The 15,980-nt window shown below is 58.6% G+C and carries 14 protein-coding genes; 7 read left to right on the forward strand and 7 right to left on the reverse strand.

What is annotated here, in order from left to right:
- Nucleotides 1-40: 40 nt before the first annotated feature.
- The 5 genes from ACP90_RS25440 to ACP90_RS25460 form a co-directional block, all read right to left on the reverse strand.
- Nucleotides 41-325 carry an HPr family phosphocarrier protein gene (locus ACP90_RS25440; protein WP_022998979.1) on the reverse strand — a complete coding sequence of 95 codons (285 nt, stop codon included), beginning with the start codon at nucleotides 323-325 and terminating at the stop codon, nucleotides 41-43.
- A gap of 7 nt (nucleotides 326-332) precedes the next feature.
- Nucleotides 333-737 (reverse strand): PTS sugar transporter subunit IIA, encoded by a 405-nt coding sequence (locus ACP90_RS25445; RefSeq protein WP_022998980.1) that lies wholly within the window; start codon nucleotides 735-737, stop codon nucleotides 333-335.
- A 136-nt stretch (nucleotides 738-873) separates the two neighbouring features.
- A complete protein-coding gene (locus ACP90_RS25450) occupies nucleotides 874-1,341 on the reverse strand; it encodes an aldolase (protein ID WP_062490778.1) in 468 nt (155 codons plus the stop codon).
- The gene (locus tag ACP90_RS25455) at nucleotides 1,338-3,155 is read right to left on the reverse strand and encodes a sensor histidine kinase (RefSeq protein ID WP_062490780.1); all 1,818 of its coding nucleotides are present in this window, start codon (nucleotides 3,153-3,155) and stop codon (nucleotides 1,338-1,340) included. The genes ACP90_RS25450 and ACP90_RS25455 overlap by 4 nt, the downstream gene beginning before the upstream one ends.
- 103 nt (nucleotides 3,156-3,258) lie before the next feature.
- Nucleotides 3,259-3,957, reverse strand: a complete 699-nt coding sequence (locus tag ACP90_RS25460) for a response regulator transcription factor (protein ID WP_031268674.1) — start codon at nucleotides 3,955-3,957, stop codon at nucleotides 3,259-3,261.
- A gap of 501 nt (nucleotides 3,958-4,458) precedes the next feature.
- Here ACP90_RS25460 and ACP90_RS25465 point away from each other — a divergent pair.
- The 7 genes from ACP90_RS25465 (at nucleotide 4,459) to ACP90_RS25500 (ending at nucleotide 13,874) form a co-directional block, all read left to right on the forward strand.
- Nucleotides 4,459-6,069 (forward strand): phosphoenolpyruvate carboxykinase, encoded by a 1,611-nt coding sequence (locus ACP90_RS25465; protein WP_062490782.1) that lies wholly within the window; start codon nucleotides 4,459-4,461, stop codon nucleotides 6,067-6,069.
- A gap of 244 nt (nucleotides 6,070-6,313) precedes the next feature.
- A complete protein-coding gene (locus ACP90_RS25470) occupies nucleotides 6,314-6,649 on the forward strand; it encodes an XdhC family protein (RefSeq protein WP_022998985.1) in 336 nt (111 codons plus the stop codon).
- A 17-nt stretch (nucleotides 6,650-6,666) separates the two neighbouring features.
- Nucleotides 6,667-7,293 carry a LysE family translocator gene (locus tag ACP90_RS25475; protein ID WP_062490784.1) on the forward strand — a complete coding sequence of 209 codons (627 nt, stop codon included), beginning with the start codon at nucleotides 6,667-6,669 and terminating at the stop codon, nucleotides 7,291-7,293.
- 3 nt (nucleotides 7,294-7,296) lie between these two features.
- Nucleotides 7,297-7,992, forward strand: a complete 696-nt coding sequence (locus tag ACP90_RS25480; protein ID WP_062490786.1) for an XdhC family protein — start codon at nucleotides 7,297-7,299, stop codon at nucleotides 7,990-7,992.
- Nucleotides 7,989-9,605 (forward strand): molybdopterin-binding/glycosyltransferase family 2 protein, encoded by a 1,617-nt coding sequence (locus ACP90_RS25485; RefSeq protein WP_062490788.1) that lies wholly within the window; start codon nucleotides 7,989-7,991, stop codon nucleotides 9,603-9,605. Before ACP90_RS25480 ends, ACP90_RS25485 begins: the two co-directional genes overlap by 4 nt.
- 291 nt (nucleotides 9,606-9,896) lie before the next feature.
- On the forward strand, nucleotides 9,897-10,103 hold the full coding sequence (locus tag ACP90_RS25495; protein WP_022998990.1) for a hypothetical protein: 207 nt from the start codon (nucleotides 9,897-9,899) through the stop codon (nucleotides 10,101-10,103).
- A 396-nt stretch (nucleotides 10,104-10,499) separates the two neighbouring features.
- Entirely contained in the window at nucleotides 10,500-13,874 is a 3,375-nt protein-coding gene (locus ACP90_RS25500) for a PAS-domain containing protein (RefSeq protein ID WP_062490791.1), read from the forward strand.
- Nucleotides 13,875-14,032: 158 nt separating this feature from the next.
- Here the strand turns inward: ACP90_RS25500 and ACP90_RS25505 are convergent, their stop codons facing one another.
- Together ACP90_RS25505 and atpD are read right to left on the reverse strand one after the other, a co-directional pair.
- Complete coding sequence (locus ACP90_RS25505; protein WP_022998993.1) at nucleotides 14,033-14,443, reverse strand: F0F1 ATP synthase subunit epsilon; 411 nt, start codon at nucleotides 14,441-14,443, stop codon at nucleotides 14,033-14,035.
- 93 nt (nucleotides 14,444-14,536) lie between these two features.
- Entirely contained in the window at nucleotides 14,537-15,970 is a 1,434-nt protein-coding gene (atpD, locus tag ACP90_RS25510; RefSeq protein WP_173013971.1) for a F0F1 ATP synthase subunit beta, read from the reverse strand.
- Nucleotides 15,971-15,980: the final 10 nt, after the last annotated feature.

The following is a 15,980-nucleotide window of genomic DNA, read 5'->3' on the forward strand; positions in this document are numbered from 1 at the left end:
AGGAATGTGCACCGCAGGGTGGCGGCACGAAATGTCAAAATCAATCTTCTTCGCCAAAGCCGCTTTCGACGAGTTCGGCAATCGCCGCCATGGCGTCTCCCGCATCAGAGCCGGTGACGCTGACAGTGATAAAGCAGCCCGGGCTGGCGGCGAGCATCATTAGACCCATGATCGACGTTCCGCCGACGGTCTGGCCGTCCTTGGAAACCTGGACGTCTGCGTCAAACGTCTCCACCAGCTTCACCAGCTTTGCGGAAGCCCTGGCATGCAGGCCACGGCGGTTGACGATTGTCAGGTCTTTTTCCAACACGGTCTGCGCTGTCATTGTTGTTTTAGTTCTGTCCCGACAGCACCTGGCTGGCAACCGAGATGTATTTCTGGCCGGCCTGACGGGCTTCGTCGACAGCATCGGCCAGCTCGCGATCTGCGCGCACGCTGGCAAGCTTGATCAGCATCGGCAGATTGACACCGGCCACCACTTCAACGGATTTGCTGTCCATCACGGAAATTGCGAGGTTGGAAGGTGTGCCACCGAACATGTCCGTCAGAAGCACCACACCCTTGCCGGAATTGGCAGCTTCCACAGCGGCCAGAATGTCCTGGCGCCGCTGCTCCATGTCGTCATCCGGACCAATGGAGATGGTTTCAACCTGTTCCTGTGGACCGACAACATGTTCCAGCGCCGCTTTGAATTCCTCAGCAAGGCGCCCGTGCGTAACAAGTACAAGTCCGATCATGCGTCAGTTAGCCTGATTATCGAGTGCGTTAAGCTCAGGATCCCAAAAGAGATCCGGAAAGAGCCGGGCGTTTATCAGTCTGATGCACTCTCTTCAACCGCTTCGTCAGTTGCAAGCAAAAAACGCCCCTGCTGCCTCAAATATAATCCGGTCCTTTGGGGAAAAGGTGCCGTAACGCCCAGCGGATCAGGCGCTGGCTGTGCTCAGGGTCGTTTTGCGGGCACATAACCACCGGCAAATGCACGCCTTCCAGGCAGGTCGTCGCGAGAGCCTGCTCCGGCATCCTCTCGATGGCGTCGGCCTGCTTCAGTTCGACCAACAGATGCACTTGCGCGTGCGGCAGAAAGCACGTTTCGACAACACCGAAACCGCGCACTTCCATGCGGCCTTCGATCGTCCGCGGCGCATGCGCCTCGAGCCGTCCATCGGCTGCAGCAACATGCGTGTAGTCGTCAGCCACCAGAAGGCCGAGATTGCCTTTGGCCCGTGCCGCCTCAATGAGAATATCCGAAAGGGTTGTCTTGCCGCTTCCGGCACCACCCCGGATCAGAAGGCCGGCTGTGCCCACCATCACGCAATTGGCATGAACCGCCGGAGGCGTCACTTGCTCCGCCCTGCCGGCAGATAGATGGTGAAACGAGCACCTGCAATCTTCTGCTTGCCGTCCCGACCGGGCACCAGCCGGTTGGTGGCAACGATGGTCCCGCCATGGGCTTCGATGATCTGCCGGGAGATCGACAGACCCAGACCGGAATTGTTGCCGAAGCCTTCGCCTTCCGGCCTGTCGGTATAGAAGCGTTCAAAAATGCGCTCGGTGTTTTCAGCACGGATGCCCGGACCGTCATCATCCACGATGATCTTGATCATCCGGCCGTCCCGACTGAGATCCACCCGAACCGTTCCGCCGGCGGGCGAGAAGGACCTGGCGTTGTCCAGAAGGTTGCTGACGACCTGTCCGAGACGAATATCATGGCCTTGCATCTGATAAGGCTTGCTGCCCTGAGCATCTGCAACGGCCAGCTTGACACTTGCCTCTTCCGCTCCGGACCGCTGGTTGGCGGCATCGGCCATGTTGCGCAGCAGTTCGGCCAGGTCGATCGGCTCGGCCTGGATCCGGGCCAGTTCCGCATCAAGGCGGGAAGCATCGGAGATGTCACTGATCAGACGATCGAGGCGGCGCACGTCATGCTGGATCACTTCCATCAACCGGTCCTGCGAATTCTTGGACTTGGCCAGCGGCAGGGTTTCCACGGCACTGCGCAGCGATGTCAGCGGGTTCTTCAATTCGTGCGCGACATCGGCGGCAAACTGCTCGATCGCATCGATCTTGTTGTAGAGCGCGTGGGTCATTTCCCGGAACGAACGCGCCAGATGGCCGATCTCGTCCTGCCGATCCGAAAAGTCCGGTATCTCCTCACGAGAGGTCGAGCCTCTCCGCACCCGGTCCGCGGCAGCCGCAAGGCGCCGGACCGGGCCGGCAATCGTCCCGGCCAGCAGGATCGACAGAAGGATGGTCACTGTGGCGGCAAACAGGAACACGCGAATGATGGCGATACGTTCAGCCCGCACGATGGCGTCGATGTCACCGCCCTGTGTCGACAGGAGCAAGGCCCCGAGGACCGCGCGGAACCGCTGGATCGGCACGGCAACGGAAACGATCAGCTCGCCCCGTTGCGAGATCCGCGTCACGCTGGCCGGGGACCCGGCAAGCGCCGCCTCCACTTCCGGATAGGCGCGGCCATCACCGCCGCCTACGTCCTGATAGATCGGCAGGTCACCCTGGCGCAGCCAGCGCTTGATCCATTGCCAGGTCGAATCCCAGAAGCCTTCCTCCTCCGCCGTCGGAGGCGGCAGATCGAAGCGCAGGATCTGGGCACTGGTATAAAGGTGGCGGCTGTCGAGGATGAGAATGCCTTCCGGATCATAGATCCGCGCCCGGGTCTTGGTCGGCGAAATCAGGCGGCGCAGCACGGGACCGACCCGTTCCGGGTTGATCGGAAAATCGAGACTGTCGAGGTCTTCCTGGGTCGGGGTAATGCTTTCGCCCGCCTGCAACTGCAACAAGCGTTCGGGGTCGACGGTGATCGTGCCCGTATCGACGGTGGCGGAAGCGGCAATGGCGCCGGCAATGATTTCGCCCTGGGTCAGAAGGCTCTGCACCCGTGCATCGATCAGACCCGCGCGAAACTGGTTGAGGTACAGAATACCGATCACCAGTGCCAGCAGACCCACGAGGTTGATGGCGATGATCCGGCGCGTCAGCGACGAGAGAACATAGGTTCCGAAGATACGGCCCAACTGGCTGAGCAGACGGCGACGGATCCGCTTGTTGCCAAGTCGGCGCAGACGGGAGCGATCCGAACCGTTCTGAGGTTCAGAGGCACCAATCTCTTCCGCGCTCTCGCTTTCCACCGCCATTCGGGCTCACATTAGATCAAAGGCTGTTCAATCGAAACCGACTGAACAGCCAAAAGCAGATCGTTTCCAGGTTTTACCGGGACAGTCGCTCTACCGGTCCGTTTCAGACTTCCCGGAAACGATACCCGACGCCGTAGAGGGTTTCGATCATGTCGAAGTCGTCATCAACAACCTTGAACTTCTTGCGCAACCGCTTGATGTGGCTATCGATGGTGCGGTCGTCCACATAGACCTGATCGTCATAGGCGGCGTCCATGAGCGCGTTACGGCTCTTGACGACACCGGGCCGCTGCGCGAGCGCGGACAGGATAAGGAATTCGGTCACGGTCAGCGTGACGGGTTTGCCGTTCCAGGTGCAGGTGTGACGCTCCTGGTCCATCACCAGCTGGCCACGTTCCAGCAGTTTGTCGGCATCGTCGCGCGGCGTGGACGCGTCACGCGGCTGCGCCCGGCGCAGCACCGCGCGCACACGCTCGACCAGAAGCCGCTGCGAAAAGGGTTTGCGGATGAAATCGTCGGCGCCCATCTTCAGGCCGAAGAGTTCGTCGATCTCGTCATCCTTGGAGGTCAGGAAGATTACCGGCAGATCGGAGTTCTGGCGCAGGCGGCGCAGCAGTTCCATGCCGTCCATACGTGGCATCTTGATATCGAAAATCGCGAGTTCCGGCGGGTCGCTCTGCAGGCCGTCGAGCGCCGATGTACCGTCGGTGTAGGTTTGAACGCGATAGCCTTCCGCTTCCAATGCGATAGAGACCGAAGTCAAAATGTTGCGGTCGTCATCGACCAGGGCAATTGTCGGCATGCTTTGTTTTTCCATTTCCGGCAACGCACCGATGGCGCGCATCGGCATTAATGTAACACACAGCCTTTGGCCTGCTAAATGCGCATAAATTAAGGCAATCCGCCTCCGGATATGCTTGCATGACACAAAGACCGCCCAGCCGGCTGCATTGGTGGGGATCACTGTAAAAGATTTCAAGAGACCAACTTAACGTCAAGTCTCGTACATTGGTGGCGGGGCTCAGTCGAGTCTCTACTACAAGTGCGAAATGAACGCACTTTCTTTCGATTCAATCAACATTTCGAACATTCCGAAAGTTTCGAATTTTAGTTCGACGTCCAAATTAATCATTGGCAATTTAATGGTGATTTTTAATCGATTAAACAATTACATAGCACCTTTGGTAGTCTTGCTGCCGTTTAGTCATTCCACTACGTTCGCAGCCCTCACAGCCAGATTTAGCTTTTCTTAACTTTCTCCGGCCGTGACAAAACTAGCCCCCATCACGAGGACTGCGGGAACATGCAAGAAGTAGGTGTCAGGAATCCCTCAATTGGTTGCGAAACTTTCGGCTTCAAAGGCCTGAAAGCGCTCTATTGGAACCAGAACGAGCCTGCTCTTTATGAATATTCCCTCTCCCGCGGCGAAGCGCAGCTAGCTGCCGGCGGCGCGATTGTTGCCGAAACCGGTGTTCACACCGGCCGCTCGCCGAAAGACAAGTTCGTAGTTCTGGACGACGAGACCCGCGACACTGTGTGGTGGGACAACAACGCCCAGATGTCGAAAGCCAATTTCGACCTGCTGCTGTCCGATTTCCTTGCCCACGCCGAGGGCATGGAGCTGTTCGCACAGGACCTTTACGGTGGCGCTGACAAGACCCATCGCCTGCCGGTGCGCGTCTATACGGAATATGCCTGGCATTCGCTGTTTATCCGCAACCTCCTTCTCCGGCCCGAGAGTTCCGAGCTGGAAGGTTTTGCTCCGGACATGACAATCATCGATCTGCCAAGCTTCAAGGCGGATCCGGAACGCTACGGCTGCCGGACAGAAACCGTGATCGCCTGCGATCTGACCCGCAAGATCGTCCTGATCGGCGGAACCTCCTATGCAGGCGAAATGAAGAAGTCTGTCTTCACCATGCTGAACCACCTGCTGCCGGCAAAGGGCGTCATGTCCATGCACTGCTCGGCGAACTTGGGCGATGCAGGCGATACCGCAGTGTTCTTCGGCCTGTCCGGCACCGGCAAGACCACGCTCTCCGCCGACCCGTCCCGCACACTGATCGGCGACGACGAGCACGGCTGGGGTGAAAGCGGCGTCTTCAACTTCGAAGGCGGCTGCTACGCCAAGACCATCAAGCTTTCCGAGGAAGCCGAGCCGGAGATCTACTCCACCACCCAGCGCTTCGGCACGGTTCTGGAAAATGTGGTTCTGGACGAGAACCGGGTGCCGGATTTCGACGACGGTTCGAAAACCGAAAACACCCGCGCGGCCTACCCGATCCACTTCATCTCCAATGCCAGCGACACCGGCTGCGCACCGATGCCGAAGACCATCATCATGCTAACGGCCGATGCCTTCGGCGTCATGCCGCCGATCGCGCGTCTGACACCGGCGCAGGCGATGTATCACTTCCTGTCCGGGTACACCGCCAAGGTGGCCGGCACGGAAAAGGGTGTTACCGAGCCGCAGGCAACCTTCTCGACCTGCTTCGGCGCGCCGTTCCTGCCGCGGCATCCGTCCGAATACGGCAACCTGTTGAAGGACCTCATTGCCAAGCACAATGTGGATTGCTGGCTGGTCAACACCGGCTGGACCGGCGGTGCATATGGCACCGGGCAGCGCATGCCGATCAAGGCAACCCGCACGCTGCTCACTTCCGCACTGAACGGCAGCCTGAAGGACGCCGAGTTCCGCACCGATGCGAACTTCGGCTTCGATGTGCCGGTTTCCGTCGAAGGTGTCGACGATACGATCCTGACCCCGCGCGAAACCTGGACGGACAAGGATGCCTATGACGTTCAGGCCGCCAAGCTGGTGCAAATGTTCGTCAAGAACTTCGCGACCTTTGAAGCCCATGTCGACGGTGCCGTGCTGAATGCCGCTCCCGCCGTGCGTATGGCTGCCGAATAAGCCCGAAAATAATACCCCGCAAAACCTGAACGGCTCCTCCCCCTCGAGGAGCCGTTTTTTCGTGGGTAGACAACGCTCTTGTGCTTCCCGATCACGACGTCCCGCCGGATGGATGATCGCTGAGAAAGTCCGGCGGCGGCGCGAGGAGCACAGGGTGATGCTGCGCTTGCTTTCCCTCGCCTGCTCTCTTTCATCAAATTCAGAAAGATCTATATTGAAGGTCCTACCTTGAAGGGGCGACCTCATGACGGCCACAGAGACGACTTCCATTCCCGACGTTTTGAAGACAGCCGAAAGCTGGCGCGGTGCGGGACGTTCCGTTGCACTGGCGACCGTGGTCGAGACCTGGGGTTCCGCGCCACGTCCGGTCGGGTCCCATCTGGTCATTGATGCTGAGGGCAACTTCGAAGGCTCCGTCTCCGGCGGTTGTGTCGAAGGGGCGGTGGTGTCCGAGGCAATCGACGTCATCGAGACCGGCAAACCGACCACGCTGGAATTTGGCGTTGCAGATGAGACAGCCTGGCGTGTCGGTCTTTCGTGCGGCGGCCGCATTCGCGTCTACGTCGAACCCGTCACCTGATCCCGGACCTGATTTCGATGACCACGGAAACCCTGCTTGCCTTCGTCGCCGCTACGGCTCTTTTTGCCTATATGCCTGGCCCGGCCCTGCTTTATACCGCCGCACAGACGATCGCCCGCGGACAGCGGGCCGGTTTCATGGCTGCCGCGGGTATTCACCTGGGCTGTTATGTGCATGTCTTTGCCGCAGCCTTTGGCCTGTCGGCGATCTTCAGTGTCGTGCCGACACTCTATTTTGCGCTGAAGCTGGTTGGCGGGCTTTACCTGATCTTTCTCGGCATCCAGATGATCCGGACCCGCGTAGTGGCCGGACCGACACCCAATTTGCCCCAAAAATCCGAAAAGCGAGCCTTTGCAGACAGCGTGCTGGTGGAGGTTCTCAATCCCAAGGTCGCCATCTTCTTCATCGCCTTCCTGCCCCAGTTCGTCACCCCTGACGCAAGCCTGCCGATCTGGGCGCAGTTCCTGATCCTGGGAACGTTCGTGAACTTCGCTTTCACCTCGGCAGATATCGTCACCGTTCTTTTTGCAAGCCAAGTGAAGAAACGGCTGACCAGGACATCAAGGTTCCAGAGCCTCACACGCTGGCTCGGAGGATCGCTTCTGGTGGGACTTGGACTGAAACTGGCAACGGACCGCGCATAGACCATGGACTTTTCCCTGCTAAGTGACCTCAACAAGGACCGTGCCGCGCGCCGTGCGGCGATCCTGGTGACCGACATGGTGGACGGGCAGCAACGCCTCGTCCGCAAATCCGACGATTTTTCCGGCGATCCCCTGGCTGAGGAACTTGCAAGGCGTTTCCGCTCAGGTAAATCCGGCATGATCACCGCAGAAAGTGGCGAAGTCTTCCTGAACGTATCCTTGCCTGCGCCGCGCCTGGTCATCATCGGCGCAGTGCACATCAGCCAGGCGCTTGTTCCAATGGCGGAGATTGCGGGGCTTGATGTGACCGTCATTGATCCGCGCACGGCCTTTGCCACCGAAGACCGCTTTCCCGGAAGCGCACTCAAGGCGGACTGGCCCGAAGAGGTCTTGAAGGATGCACCCCTTGATGCCTTCACGGCCGTTGCCGCTGTCACTCATGATCCGAAGATAGATGACTTCCCCCTGATGGAAGCGCTGAAGACGGGATGTTTCTATGTCGGGGCGCTCGGCAGCCGCAAGACCCACGGCAAGCGTCTGGAACGCTTTACCGAAGCCGGCCTGGCACCTGAGCTGTTTGACCGGATCGATGCTCCGATCGGTCTCGATATCGGAGCAGCTTCGCCGGAGGAAATTGCGGTGGCCGTGCTGGGCGCCATCATCAAGGCGTTACGGACCGCTCCGGGGGCTGCCGCATGATATTCGGCCCTTGTCCGCCGGAAGATGCCGAAGGCTGTATTCTCGCGCACCGGACAGCCCTGCCGAAGCGTGTGCTGAAAAAAGGCCGCCGCCTGACGGGACAAGACTGCGCCGAGATTGCCGCCGCCGGTATCGACAGCCTCATGGTTGCCCGAATAGAACCCGGCGACATCGGCGAGGATGCCGCGGCCGAGCAGCTTGCCACGGCTGCTGCAGGTGCGGGTCTTGAGACCGACACCGCCTTTACGGGGCGCATGAACCTCTATGCCGCCACCAACGGCGTCCTGGTGGTCGATGCGGATGCGGTTACCGCGGCCAACCGGATTGATCCGGCCATCACTTTCGCGACGCTGCCGAACTACTGCAAGGTTCTGGCCGGCCGTATGGTTGCAACCGCGAAGATCATTTCCTTTGCCGTTCCAGAAGAACCACTGGGAGCCGCCGAAAGCGCTCTCAGGGGTGCAGTCCGTGTTGCCGGCTTCAGTCCGCGCAAGGTTGGCCTTGTCGCAACGCAACTGCCGCATCTCAAGCCCTCGACCATGGACAAGACCCGCCGCGTGCTGGAAGACAGGCTGTTGCCGAGCGGATCAACCATCCTGAGCGAGCACAGGGTCGCCCACAGCAGGGAGGCCGTCGCTGAAGCCTTGCGCACGCTGAAGGAAGAAGGCGCTGATTTTCTGATCCTGTTCGGGGCCTCTGCCGTTGTCGACAGGCAGGACGTGCTGCCTGCAGGTCTGGATCTTGCCGGCGGGACGGTGCACCACCTGGGCATGCCGGTGGACCCTGGCAACCTGCTGATGCTCGGAAGTCTCGACGGCATTCCCGTGCTGGGCGCACCGGGCTGCGCCCGAAGCCCGAAGGAGAACGGTTTCGACTGGGTTCTGGACCGCCTGCTTGCCGGACTGGAAGTTCACCCTGACGACATTACCGCGATGGGTGTTGGAGGCCTTTTGATGGAAATCGGGACACGGCCGCAGCCCCGCGAAGGCAAACGCAAGGGCGAAGCTGCCAGGATCGCGGCACTGATCCTTGGCGCAGGCAAGTCGTCCCGCATGGGCGGTCCGAACAAGCTGCTTGCGACGCTGGACGGCAAGACCCTGATCCGGCATGCCGCGGAAGCTGCCGCCGGCGCCGGTCTGTCACAGACCGTTCTGGTAACCGGGCATCTGGCTGAAGAAGTCGGCGCACAGGTCGAAGATCTGGATGTTACGCTGGTGCACAACCCGGATTTTGCAGACGGCATGGCCGGGTCCATCCGCACCGGCATGAATGCTCTCGCCGCAGATACCGATGCGGTGATCGTTCTTCTGGGCGACATGCCACGTATCGGCAGCGATGTTCTGAAGAGGCTGATCGGCACTTACCGCGAAAACGACAACAGTCTGATCGTCACCGCAACGGCGGATGGGAAACGGGGCAATCCGGTCTTGTGGGACCGACGCTTCTTCGAAGCCCTGAAATCCTTGAACGGCGACGTTGGAGCGCGTCACATCATTGGCGAAAACCCCGGGTTCGTGGCCGAAGTCGAGATCGGATCCGCCGCAAGACTGGATCTTGATACACCCGATGCGCTTCGGCAGGCTGGAGGCAAGTTGCCTGAGCCAAAAGGCTAAACCTTTGGCCTGGTAAAGTAAGCCGAAGCAATAAAGCCAAACGATAACATTACATTAACCCGGTATGCACTGAGTGCAGGCCGGAATTGTCAGCTATTCTATTGCAATTTTGTGACATGCCGCTTATGTAATGCCTGCGCTTGCTGAAGGGCACCCAATTGGGTTGGACAACGGATGACGTCCCGGGCGCCGCTTACATCCGATTCCTGTCGAAAGCTGTTCGGATCCTCCCTCCCGAGGATGCTCGAGCGCTTTTGTCGCTTGGTTAAAAGAAGAACGAAGGAAAACGTCATGGCTGACTTGTCTCTCCCGCGCCCGGGCTGCTGCAAATGGGCAGAAGGTGATTCTGGTAACTACATCTTCCCGTGCAGCACGCGCGTCGAAGCAGGTGTCTCCTATTGCACCGAACATAGCGCCATCGTCTACATCCCGCCGGAAGAGCGCCGCCGCAACCGTTCCGGTGGTGGCATGAGCCTGTCCTTCCGCCGCGCGGCATAAGAATACAAGCTGCTTGAACTAAAAAAGCAGATATTCCGTGGAACACCACGTACCTCGAAACCCGGCCCCTAGGCCGGGTTTTTTATTGCCCGGATTTTCCCGTGCTGGATTTCAAGCCTGCATGGTTAGACGAAAGGCATGTCAACATCGAGCAACCTCTGCGTGAATTGAAGATTTCATGCGATTTTTTCGATCTAAGCAAATATTCTTACTGAATATTACCTAGAGGCGATTCTTCGTTAAAATACAATCACCCTCACTGCGCAAAACAACCCTGCCTTTATGGACAATTTAATTCAATCTCGCAAAGTTAATACTTTGTTTTAGTTCTATACCTAAGAGTAAACAAACTAAAACCGAGATAGTGACGCGTTCGGCAGAGAGGCACAGTGTATCATGACCCCTGTGCAGGGAGACAGCGAACAGGACCGCCTGGACGCACTAGCGACCCTTAAGATTCTCAATTCTGAACGCCTGCCGGAATATGACGATCTCGTGGAGACCCTTGCCACGATCTTCGATGCCCCGATGGCCTTCATTTCCATCGTCGGAAAGGATGACCTCTGGTTCAAGGCCAAGATCGGCATAGACGTCGACGGCACTCCAAGAAAAGGCACTTTTTGCGATCAGGCGATCCTCTCGCGTGAGTTGATGGTCGTTCCCAACGCCCTTGAAGACCCCCGCTTCCGCGATACGAGCCTCGTTGCCGGTCCACCCTACACACGCTTTTATGCAGGCTTGCCGTTGTGCCTGGATGGCACGCACATCCTTGGGACACTCTGCGTCGTCGACACCAAACCACGGCAGCCAAGCGAAACACAGCTCCGCCAACTGCAGCGTATGGGATCGATCGTCCTCGGTCTGATGAAGTCTCATCGCGCCCAGAGTGATACGCAATCTGCCCTTCGGGCGGCCGAAGAACAGCAACGGCTTGCGATGCGCAAGAGCGATCTGCTGGAAGAGATCACGGCCGTTTCCGGTGTTGGCGGCTGGGAAGTGGATATTGATACCGACACGGTAACCTGGACGGAAAAAACCTGCGAAATCCATGAAGTGGATGACGACTTCGTTCCAACTGTCGATATGGCGCTTTCCTTCTACGCACCGGATTGCCGTCGCCAGATCTCGGATGCCGTCATCAAAAGTGTCAAGGAAGGCGTTGCCTGGGATCTTGAACTCCCGTTCGTGACCGCCAAGGGGCGTGAGATCTGGGTTCGCACCGCGGGCAGGCCCATCATCGAAGATGGTCGCGCGACCCGTTTGATCGGTGCCTTCCAGGACATTACCGAACGCAAGCAATCCGAACAGGCCGTGCTTCATTCCGAAGCGGTCCATCGCACCACCCTGGAATCCCTGAGCGAAGGGATTCTCCTCGTCAACAGAGCCGGACAGATCCAGTCCTTCAATCCTGCAGCAGCTGCATTGCTCGGCTACACCGTCGGGGAAATGAAAGGTCAAAAGCTTCAGGATCTCGACCTCGATATCGAATGCGAAGAAGACGGCCACGTTTCCGGCTGCAATCCCCTGCAACAGGCTGCGGTCAATCCGGACAAGGTTTGTAACGTCGTTGCAAACGTGACCCGCCGCGGGACCGACCAGTCCGTCTGGCTGCGGCTGAATGCGAAATCGATTGGCGACGACAATGCGTATGGCCTCGACGGCGTTGTCCTTTCCCTGACCGACGTCACCGCGACCAAGCGGCAGCTCATCGCTTTGCAAGCCATTTTCGACAACCTGCCGGGTGGTCTCGTCTATTATGACCCCGACAGACGGCTTGCGGTCTGCAACAAGGATTTTCAGCGCCTTCTGCAATTGCCGCAGGAATTTATTGATCGCAAGGCGCCGTTGCTGGAAGTGGCGACATATCTGGCAAAGCGGGGAGACTACGGTCCGGGAGACCCGGACAAGCTTCTGGAAGAACGGTTCAGGTATTTCAATGATCCCAAACCGCATATTTACGAGCGCGTCAGCCCCGATGGGACACATCTGGAAGTCCGTGGTATCCCTCTGCCGAGCGGCGGCCTTATCACCAGTTTCTTTGATATTTCGGAGCGCAAACGGGCAGAGAACATCTTACGGTATTCCGAGGCCGTCCAAAGGACAACGCTCGAGTCTCTCAGCGAAGGTATTCTTCTGCTGACACATACCGGCGAGATCCAGTCAGCCAATCCTGCTGCGATCGACCTGCTGGGCGTGACCGGCAGGGAGCTGGTCGGGTTGAACGTAACCGACATTGATTTTGGCCTTCGCTGTGATCTTGAAGACAAGGGTCCGTGCGATGCACCGCTGGAGCTTGCTGCCCGCGACCCGGGATCACTGAGGGACGTCATCGCCCGTCTCTCCCCCACCAACGGGCGCCCGAGGAAGTGGCTTCGCCTGAGCGCCATGCCAATCGACGACGATCAGGAGTTCGATCTTGACGGTGTCGTCGTCTCCCTGACGGACATTACCGAGACCAAGCAGCAGGCCGACACGCTGCAAAGCATTTTCGACAACTTTCCGGGTGGGATCGTTCACTACGATGAAACGCTCCGGCTCGCTTCGAGCAATCAGCAGTTCCGCGACCTTCTCGAATATTCTGATGAGTTGATTGAAGGGCGGCCTTATCTTTACGACTTCTTTCTCTTCAACGCTCGAAGAGGTGACTATGGCCCTGGAGACCCAGAGGCTCTCGCTCTGGAGCGGTATCGGAAGTACGACCTGAAAAAATCGCAGGTGTTCGAACGGCGCGCCGCGAACGGCACCTACATCGAAACCCGGAGCACGCCACTACCGTCAGGTGGTCTGATCCATAATTTTTACGACATCACCGACCGCAAGAACCTGGAAGAACAACTTGCTGCGAACGAACGGCTGGCACGGCATCGCTCGCAGGAACTGGAAGCCATTCTCGCCAATATGCGCCAGGGTGTCAGCGTCTTCGACGCGCGTGGACGGCTGTCATTGTGGAACCGGCAGTACATCGAGATCTTCAACAAGCCTGAGGGCGATGTTTACGAGGGTGTGAGCCTTATCGAATTGATCCAGGCCGAGAAGGAGCGCGGCGAATTCGAAGGCGACGTTCAGGAACACGTCATGGATCTGATGATCCGTCTTTCAGCCGGCGAAGTGGTCCGTTCCAAGTTCAAACATCCCAGCGGCAGGATTGTCAGCGCAGTCCATGCGCCCTTGCCGGCAGGCGGCTGGATCGGTACGCATGAAGATGTCACTTCGCGTGAACTGGCGGCTGAAAAGATCCAGTTTGCCGCTCACCATGACACGTTGACCGGGCTCGCCAACCGAACGCTATTCAATGCAAAGCTGGACGAAGCCCTGAATGCTGCATCGGCCAATGGCATTGCAGGCGACCTGATGCTGCTTGATCTCGACAAGTTCAAACCGGTGAATGACAGTTTCGGTCATGATGTCGGCGACGAACTTCTTAAAACAGTCGCGCAGCGACTGCGCGAGTGTGTCCGGTCCTCAGATCTTGTCGCGCGTCTCGGCGGCGACGAATTCGGGATTATCCTGACAGGAACAGGTTCCGGCAACGCCAGTACGGCAGAGATCGCCGATCGTATCGTCCGCAAGATCGGGGCACCGTTCGCTGTCCAGGATCACATTATTTCGGTTGGTGTCAGCGTCGGAATTTCTCCGATAACGGGCACGGAACTGGATCCTCGTCCAGTGATAAAGCGCGCCGATATGGCGCTATACGAGGTCAAGCATAACGGGCGTAACGGGTTCAAGTTCTTCGAAGAAGAAGACGTCGCGCGGTTTGCTCGCGCCTGACGTTCGGCTTTCTGATCGAGAGCCGAATGTTTGAGAGGTAGCCTGCCAGATACGTCGGAACAGTGCCTCTTGCTTACTTGACCGATCGCTTCCCCCAAAAACAAAAAACGCGGTCCGTTGCCGGACCGCGTCATTGAATGAAGCTTGAGGGGGTCGAATCAGGCCTTGGTGAGGGCTTCTGCGACGTCCTTGAGCTGAGCCAGTGTCATTTCGGCTTTCTGCCGCGAGGCATCGTCCTTGGCGTCGGAAACATCTTCCTGCGCATCCTGGATCGCCTGGTCGAGCTGCTCACGGCTGATCTCGCCAACCGGAACGGCCTGTTCGGCCAGAACGGTGAGACCGCCTGCAGCAACATCGGCAAAACCGCCGCGGACGAAATATTCGTCCCAGCCACCGTTTTCGCTGCTGCGCACCTTCAGGATGCCCGGCAGGATGGTGGAGATGAACGGGGCATGGTTCTTCAGAACGCCAAACTCGCCTTCGGCGCCCGGTACAACGACCTCTGCGACCTGTTCGGAGAGGAGCTGGCGCTCCGGCGAGACCAACTCAAACTGGAAAAGTTCAGCCATTTGGCGTCTTCCTTGTCAGTCTAATTCTGATGGCAAGCCATCAAGCATGAAGAAGACGGACGCCCGATAACGGGCGTCCGGTCAATTCGCCGATCAAGCGGCTTCAGCAGCCAGGCGCTGTGCTTTCTCGATGGCTTCATCGATGGAGCCAACCATGTAGAAAGCAGCTTCCGGCAGGTGGTCGTATTCGCCTTCGACCAGACCCTTGAAGCCCTTGATGGTGTCTTCGAGGGCAACCAGCTTGCCCGGAGAACCGGTGAAGACTTCGGCCACGAAGAACGGCTGGGACAGGAAGCGCTCGATCTTACGTGCGCGGGCAACGGTGAGTTTGTCTTCTTCAGACAGTTCGTCCATGCCCAGGATGGCGATGATGTCCTGCAGAGCCTTGTAGCGCTGCAGAGTAACCTGAACCGCACGAGCCGTTTCGTAGTGCTCTTCACCGATGATGCGGGCATCAAGCATACGGGAAGTGGAGTCCAGCGGATCCACAGCCGGGTAGATGCCTTTTTCAGCGATCGAGCGGTTAAGAACCGTCGTTGCGTCCAAGTGAGCAAAGGTCGAAGCCGGTGCCGGGTCGGTCAAGTCATCGGCCGGAACGTACACGGCCTGCACGGACGTGATCGAGCCCTTGTTCGTGGTGGTGATGCGCTCCTGCATGCCGCCCATGTCGGTGGCCAGCGTCGGCTGGTAGCCCACAGCGGACGGGATACGGCCGAGAAGTGCGGACACTTCGGAACCCGCCTGGGTGAAGCGGAAGATGTTGTCCACGAAGAACAGCACGTCCTGGCCCTGGTCACGGAAGTGTTCTGCAACGGTCAGACCGGTCAGAGCAACACGTGCACGGGCTCCCGGGGGCTCGTTCATCTGGCCGTAAACCAGAGCTGCCTTGGAGCCTTCTCCGCCGCCTTCCTTGTTCACGCCGGATTCGATCATTTCCCAGTAAAGGTCGTTACCTTCACGAGTACGCTCGCCAACACCTGCGAACACGGAGTAACCGCCGTGCGCCTTGGCGACGTTGTTGATCAGTTCCATGATGAGAACGGTCTTGCCCACGCCGGCGCCGCCGAACAGGCCGATCTTACCACCCTTTGCGTACGGAGCCAGAAGGTCAACGACCTTGATGCCCGTCACAAGGATTTCAGCTTCGGTGGACTGTTCGATGAACTCCGGAGCGTCCTGGTGGATCGCGCGCTTGCTTTCGTGCGGGATCTCACCGGCTTCGTCGACCGGCTCGCCGATCACGTTCATGATACGGCCCAGGGTGCCGTCGCCAACCGGCACCACGATCGGTGCATCGGTGTCGACCACTTCCTGACCGCGCACCAGACCCTCGGTGGAGTCCATCGCGATGGTACGTACCGTGTTTTCGCCAAGGTGCTGAGCAACTTCAAGCACAAGACGCGTGCCCTGGTTGTCAACTTCAAGAGCGTTCAGGATCAGCGGCAGGTGGTCATCGAACTTGACGTCGACAACGGCGCCGATGACCTGGGTGATCCGTCCGACCTTTTTGTCAGCCATATCCCTAATCCTCGTCTCG

It is taken from the genome of Labrenzia sp. CP4, from assembly GCF_001579905.1.
Classification (GTDB): Bacteria; Pseudomonadota; Alphaproteobacteria; order Rhizobiales; family Stappiaceae; genus Roseibium; species Roseibium algicola.

Coding starts and splice junctions, on each gene's coding strand:
- ACP90_RS25475 (WP_062490784.1), top strand. CDS start 6,667: ATGACCACGGAAACCCTGCTTGCCTTCGTCGCCGCTACGGCTCTTTTT.
- ACP90_RS25465 (WP_062490782.1), top strand. CDS start 4,459: ATGCAAGAAGTAGGTGTCAGGAATCCCTCAATTGGTTGCGAAACTTTC.
- ACP90_RS25445 (WP_022998980.1), bottom strand. CDS start 737: ATGATCGGACTTGTACTTGTTACGCACGGGCGCCTTGCTGAGGAATTC.
- ACP90_RS25440 (WP_022998979.1), bottom strand. CDS start 325: ATGACAGCGCAGACCGTGTTGGAAAAAGACCTGACAATCGTCAACCGC.
- ACP90_RS25505 (WP_022998993.1), bottom strand. CDS start 14,443: ATGGCTGAACTTTTCCAGTTTGAGTTGGTCTCGCCGGAGCGCCAGCTC.
- ACP90_RS25485 (WP_062490788.1), top strand. CDS start 7,989: ATGATATTCGGCCCTTGTCCGCCGGAAGATGCCGAAGGCTGTATTCTC.
- ACP90_RS25495 (WP_022998990.1), top strand. CDS start 9,897: ATGGCTGACTTGTCTCTCCCGCGCCCGGGCTGCTGCAAATGGGCAGAA.
- ACP90_RS25460 (WP_031268674.1), bottom strand. CDS start 3,957: ATGCCGACAATTGCCCTGGTCGATGACGACCGCAACATTTTGACTTCG.
- ACP90_RS25455 (WP_062490780.1), bottom strand. CDS start 3,155: ATGGCGGTGGAAAGCGAGAGCGCGGAAGAGATTGGTGCCTCTGAACCT.
- ACP90_RS25480 (WP_062490786.1), top strand. CDS start 7,297: ATGGACTTTTCCCTGCTAAGTGACCTCAACAAGGACCGTGCCGCGCGC.
- ACP90_RS25470 (WP_022998985.1), top strand. CDS start 6,314: ATGACGGCCACAGAGACGACTTCCATTCCCGACGTTTTGAAGACAGCC.
- ACP90_RS25500 (WP_062490791.1), top strand. CDS start 10,500: ATGACCCCTGTGCAGGGAGACAGCGAACAGGACCGCCTGGACGCACTA.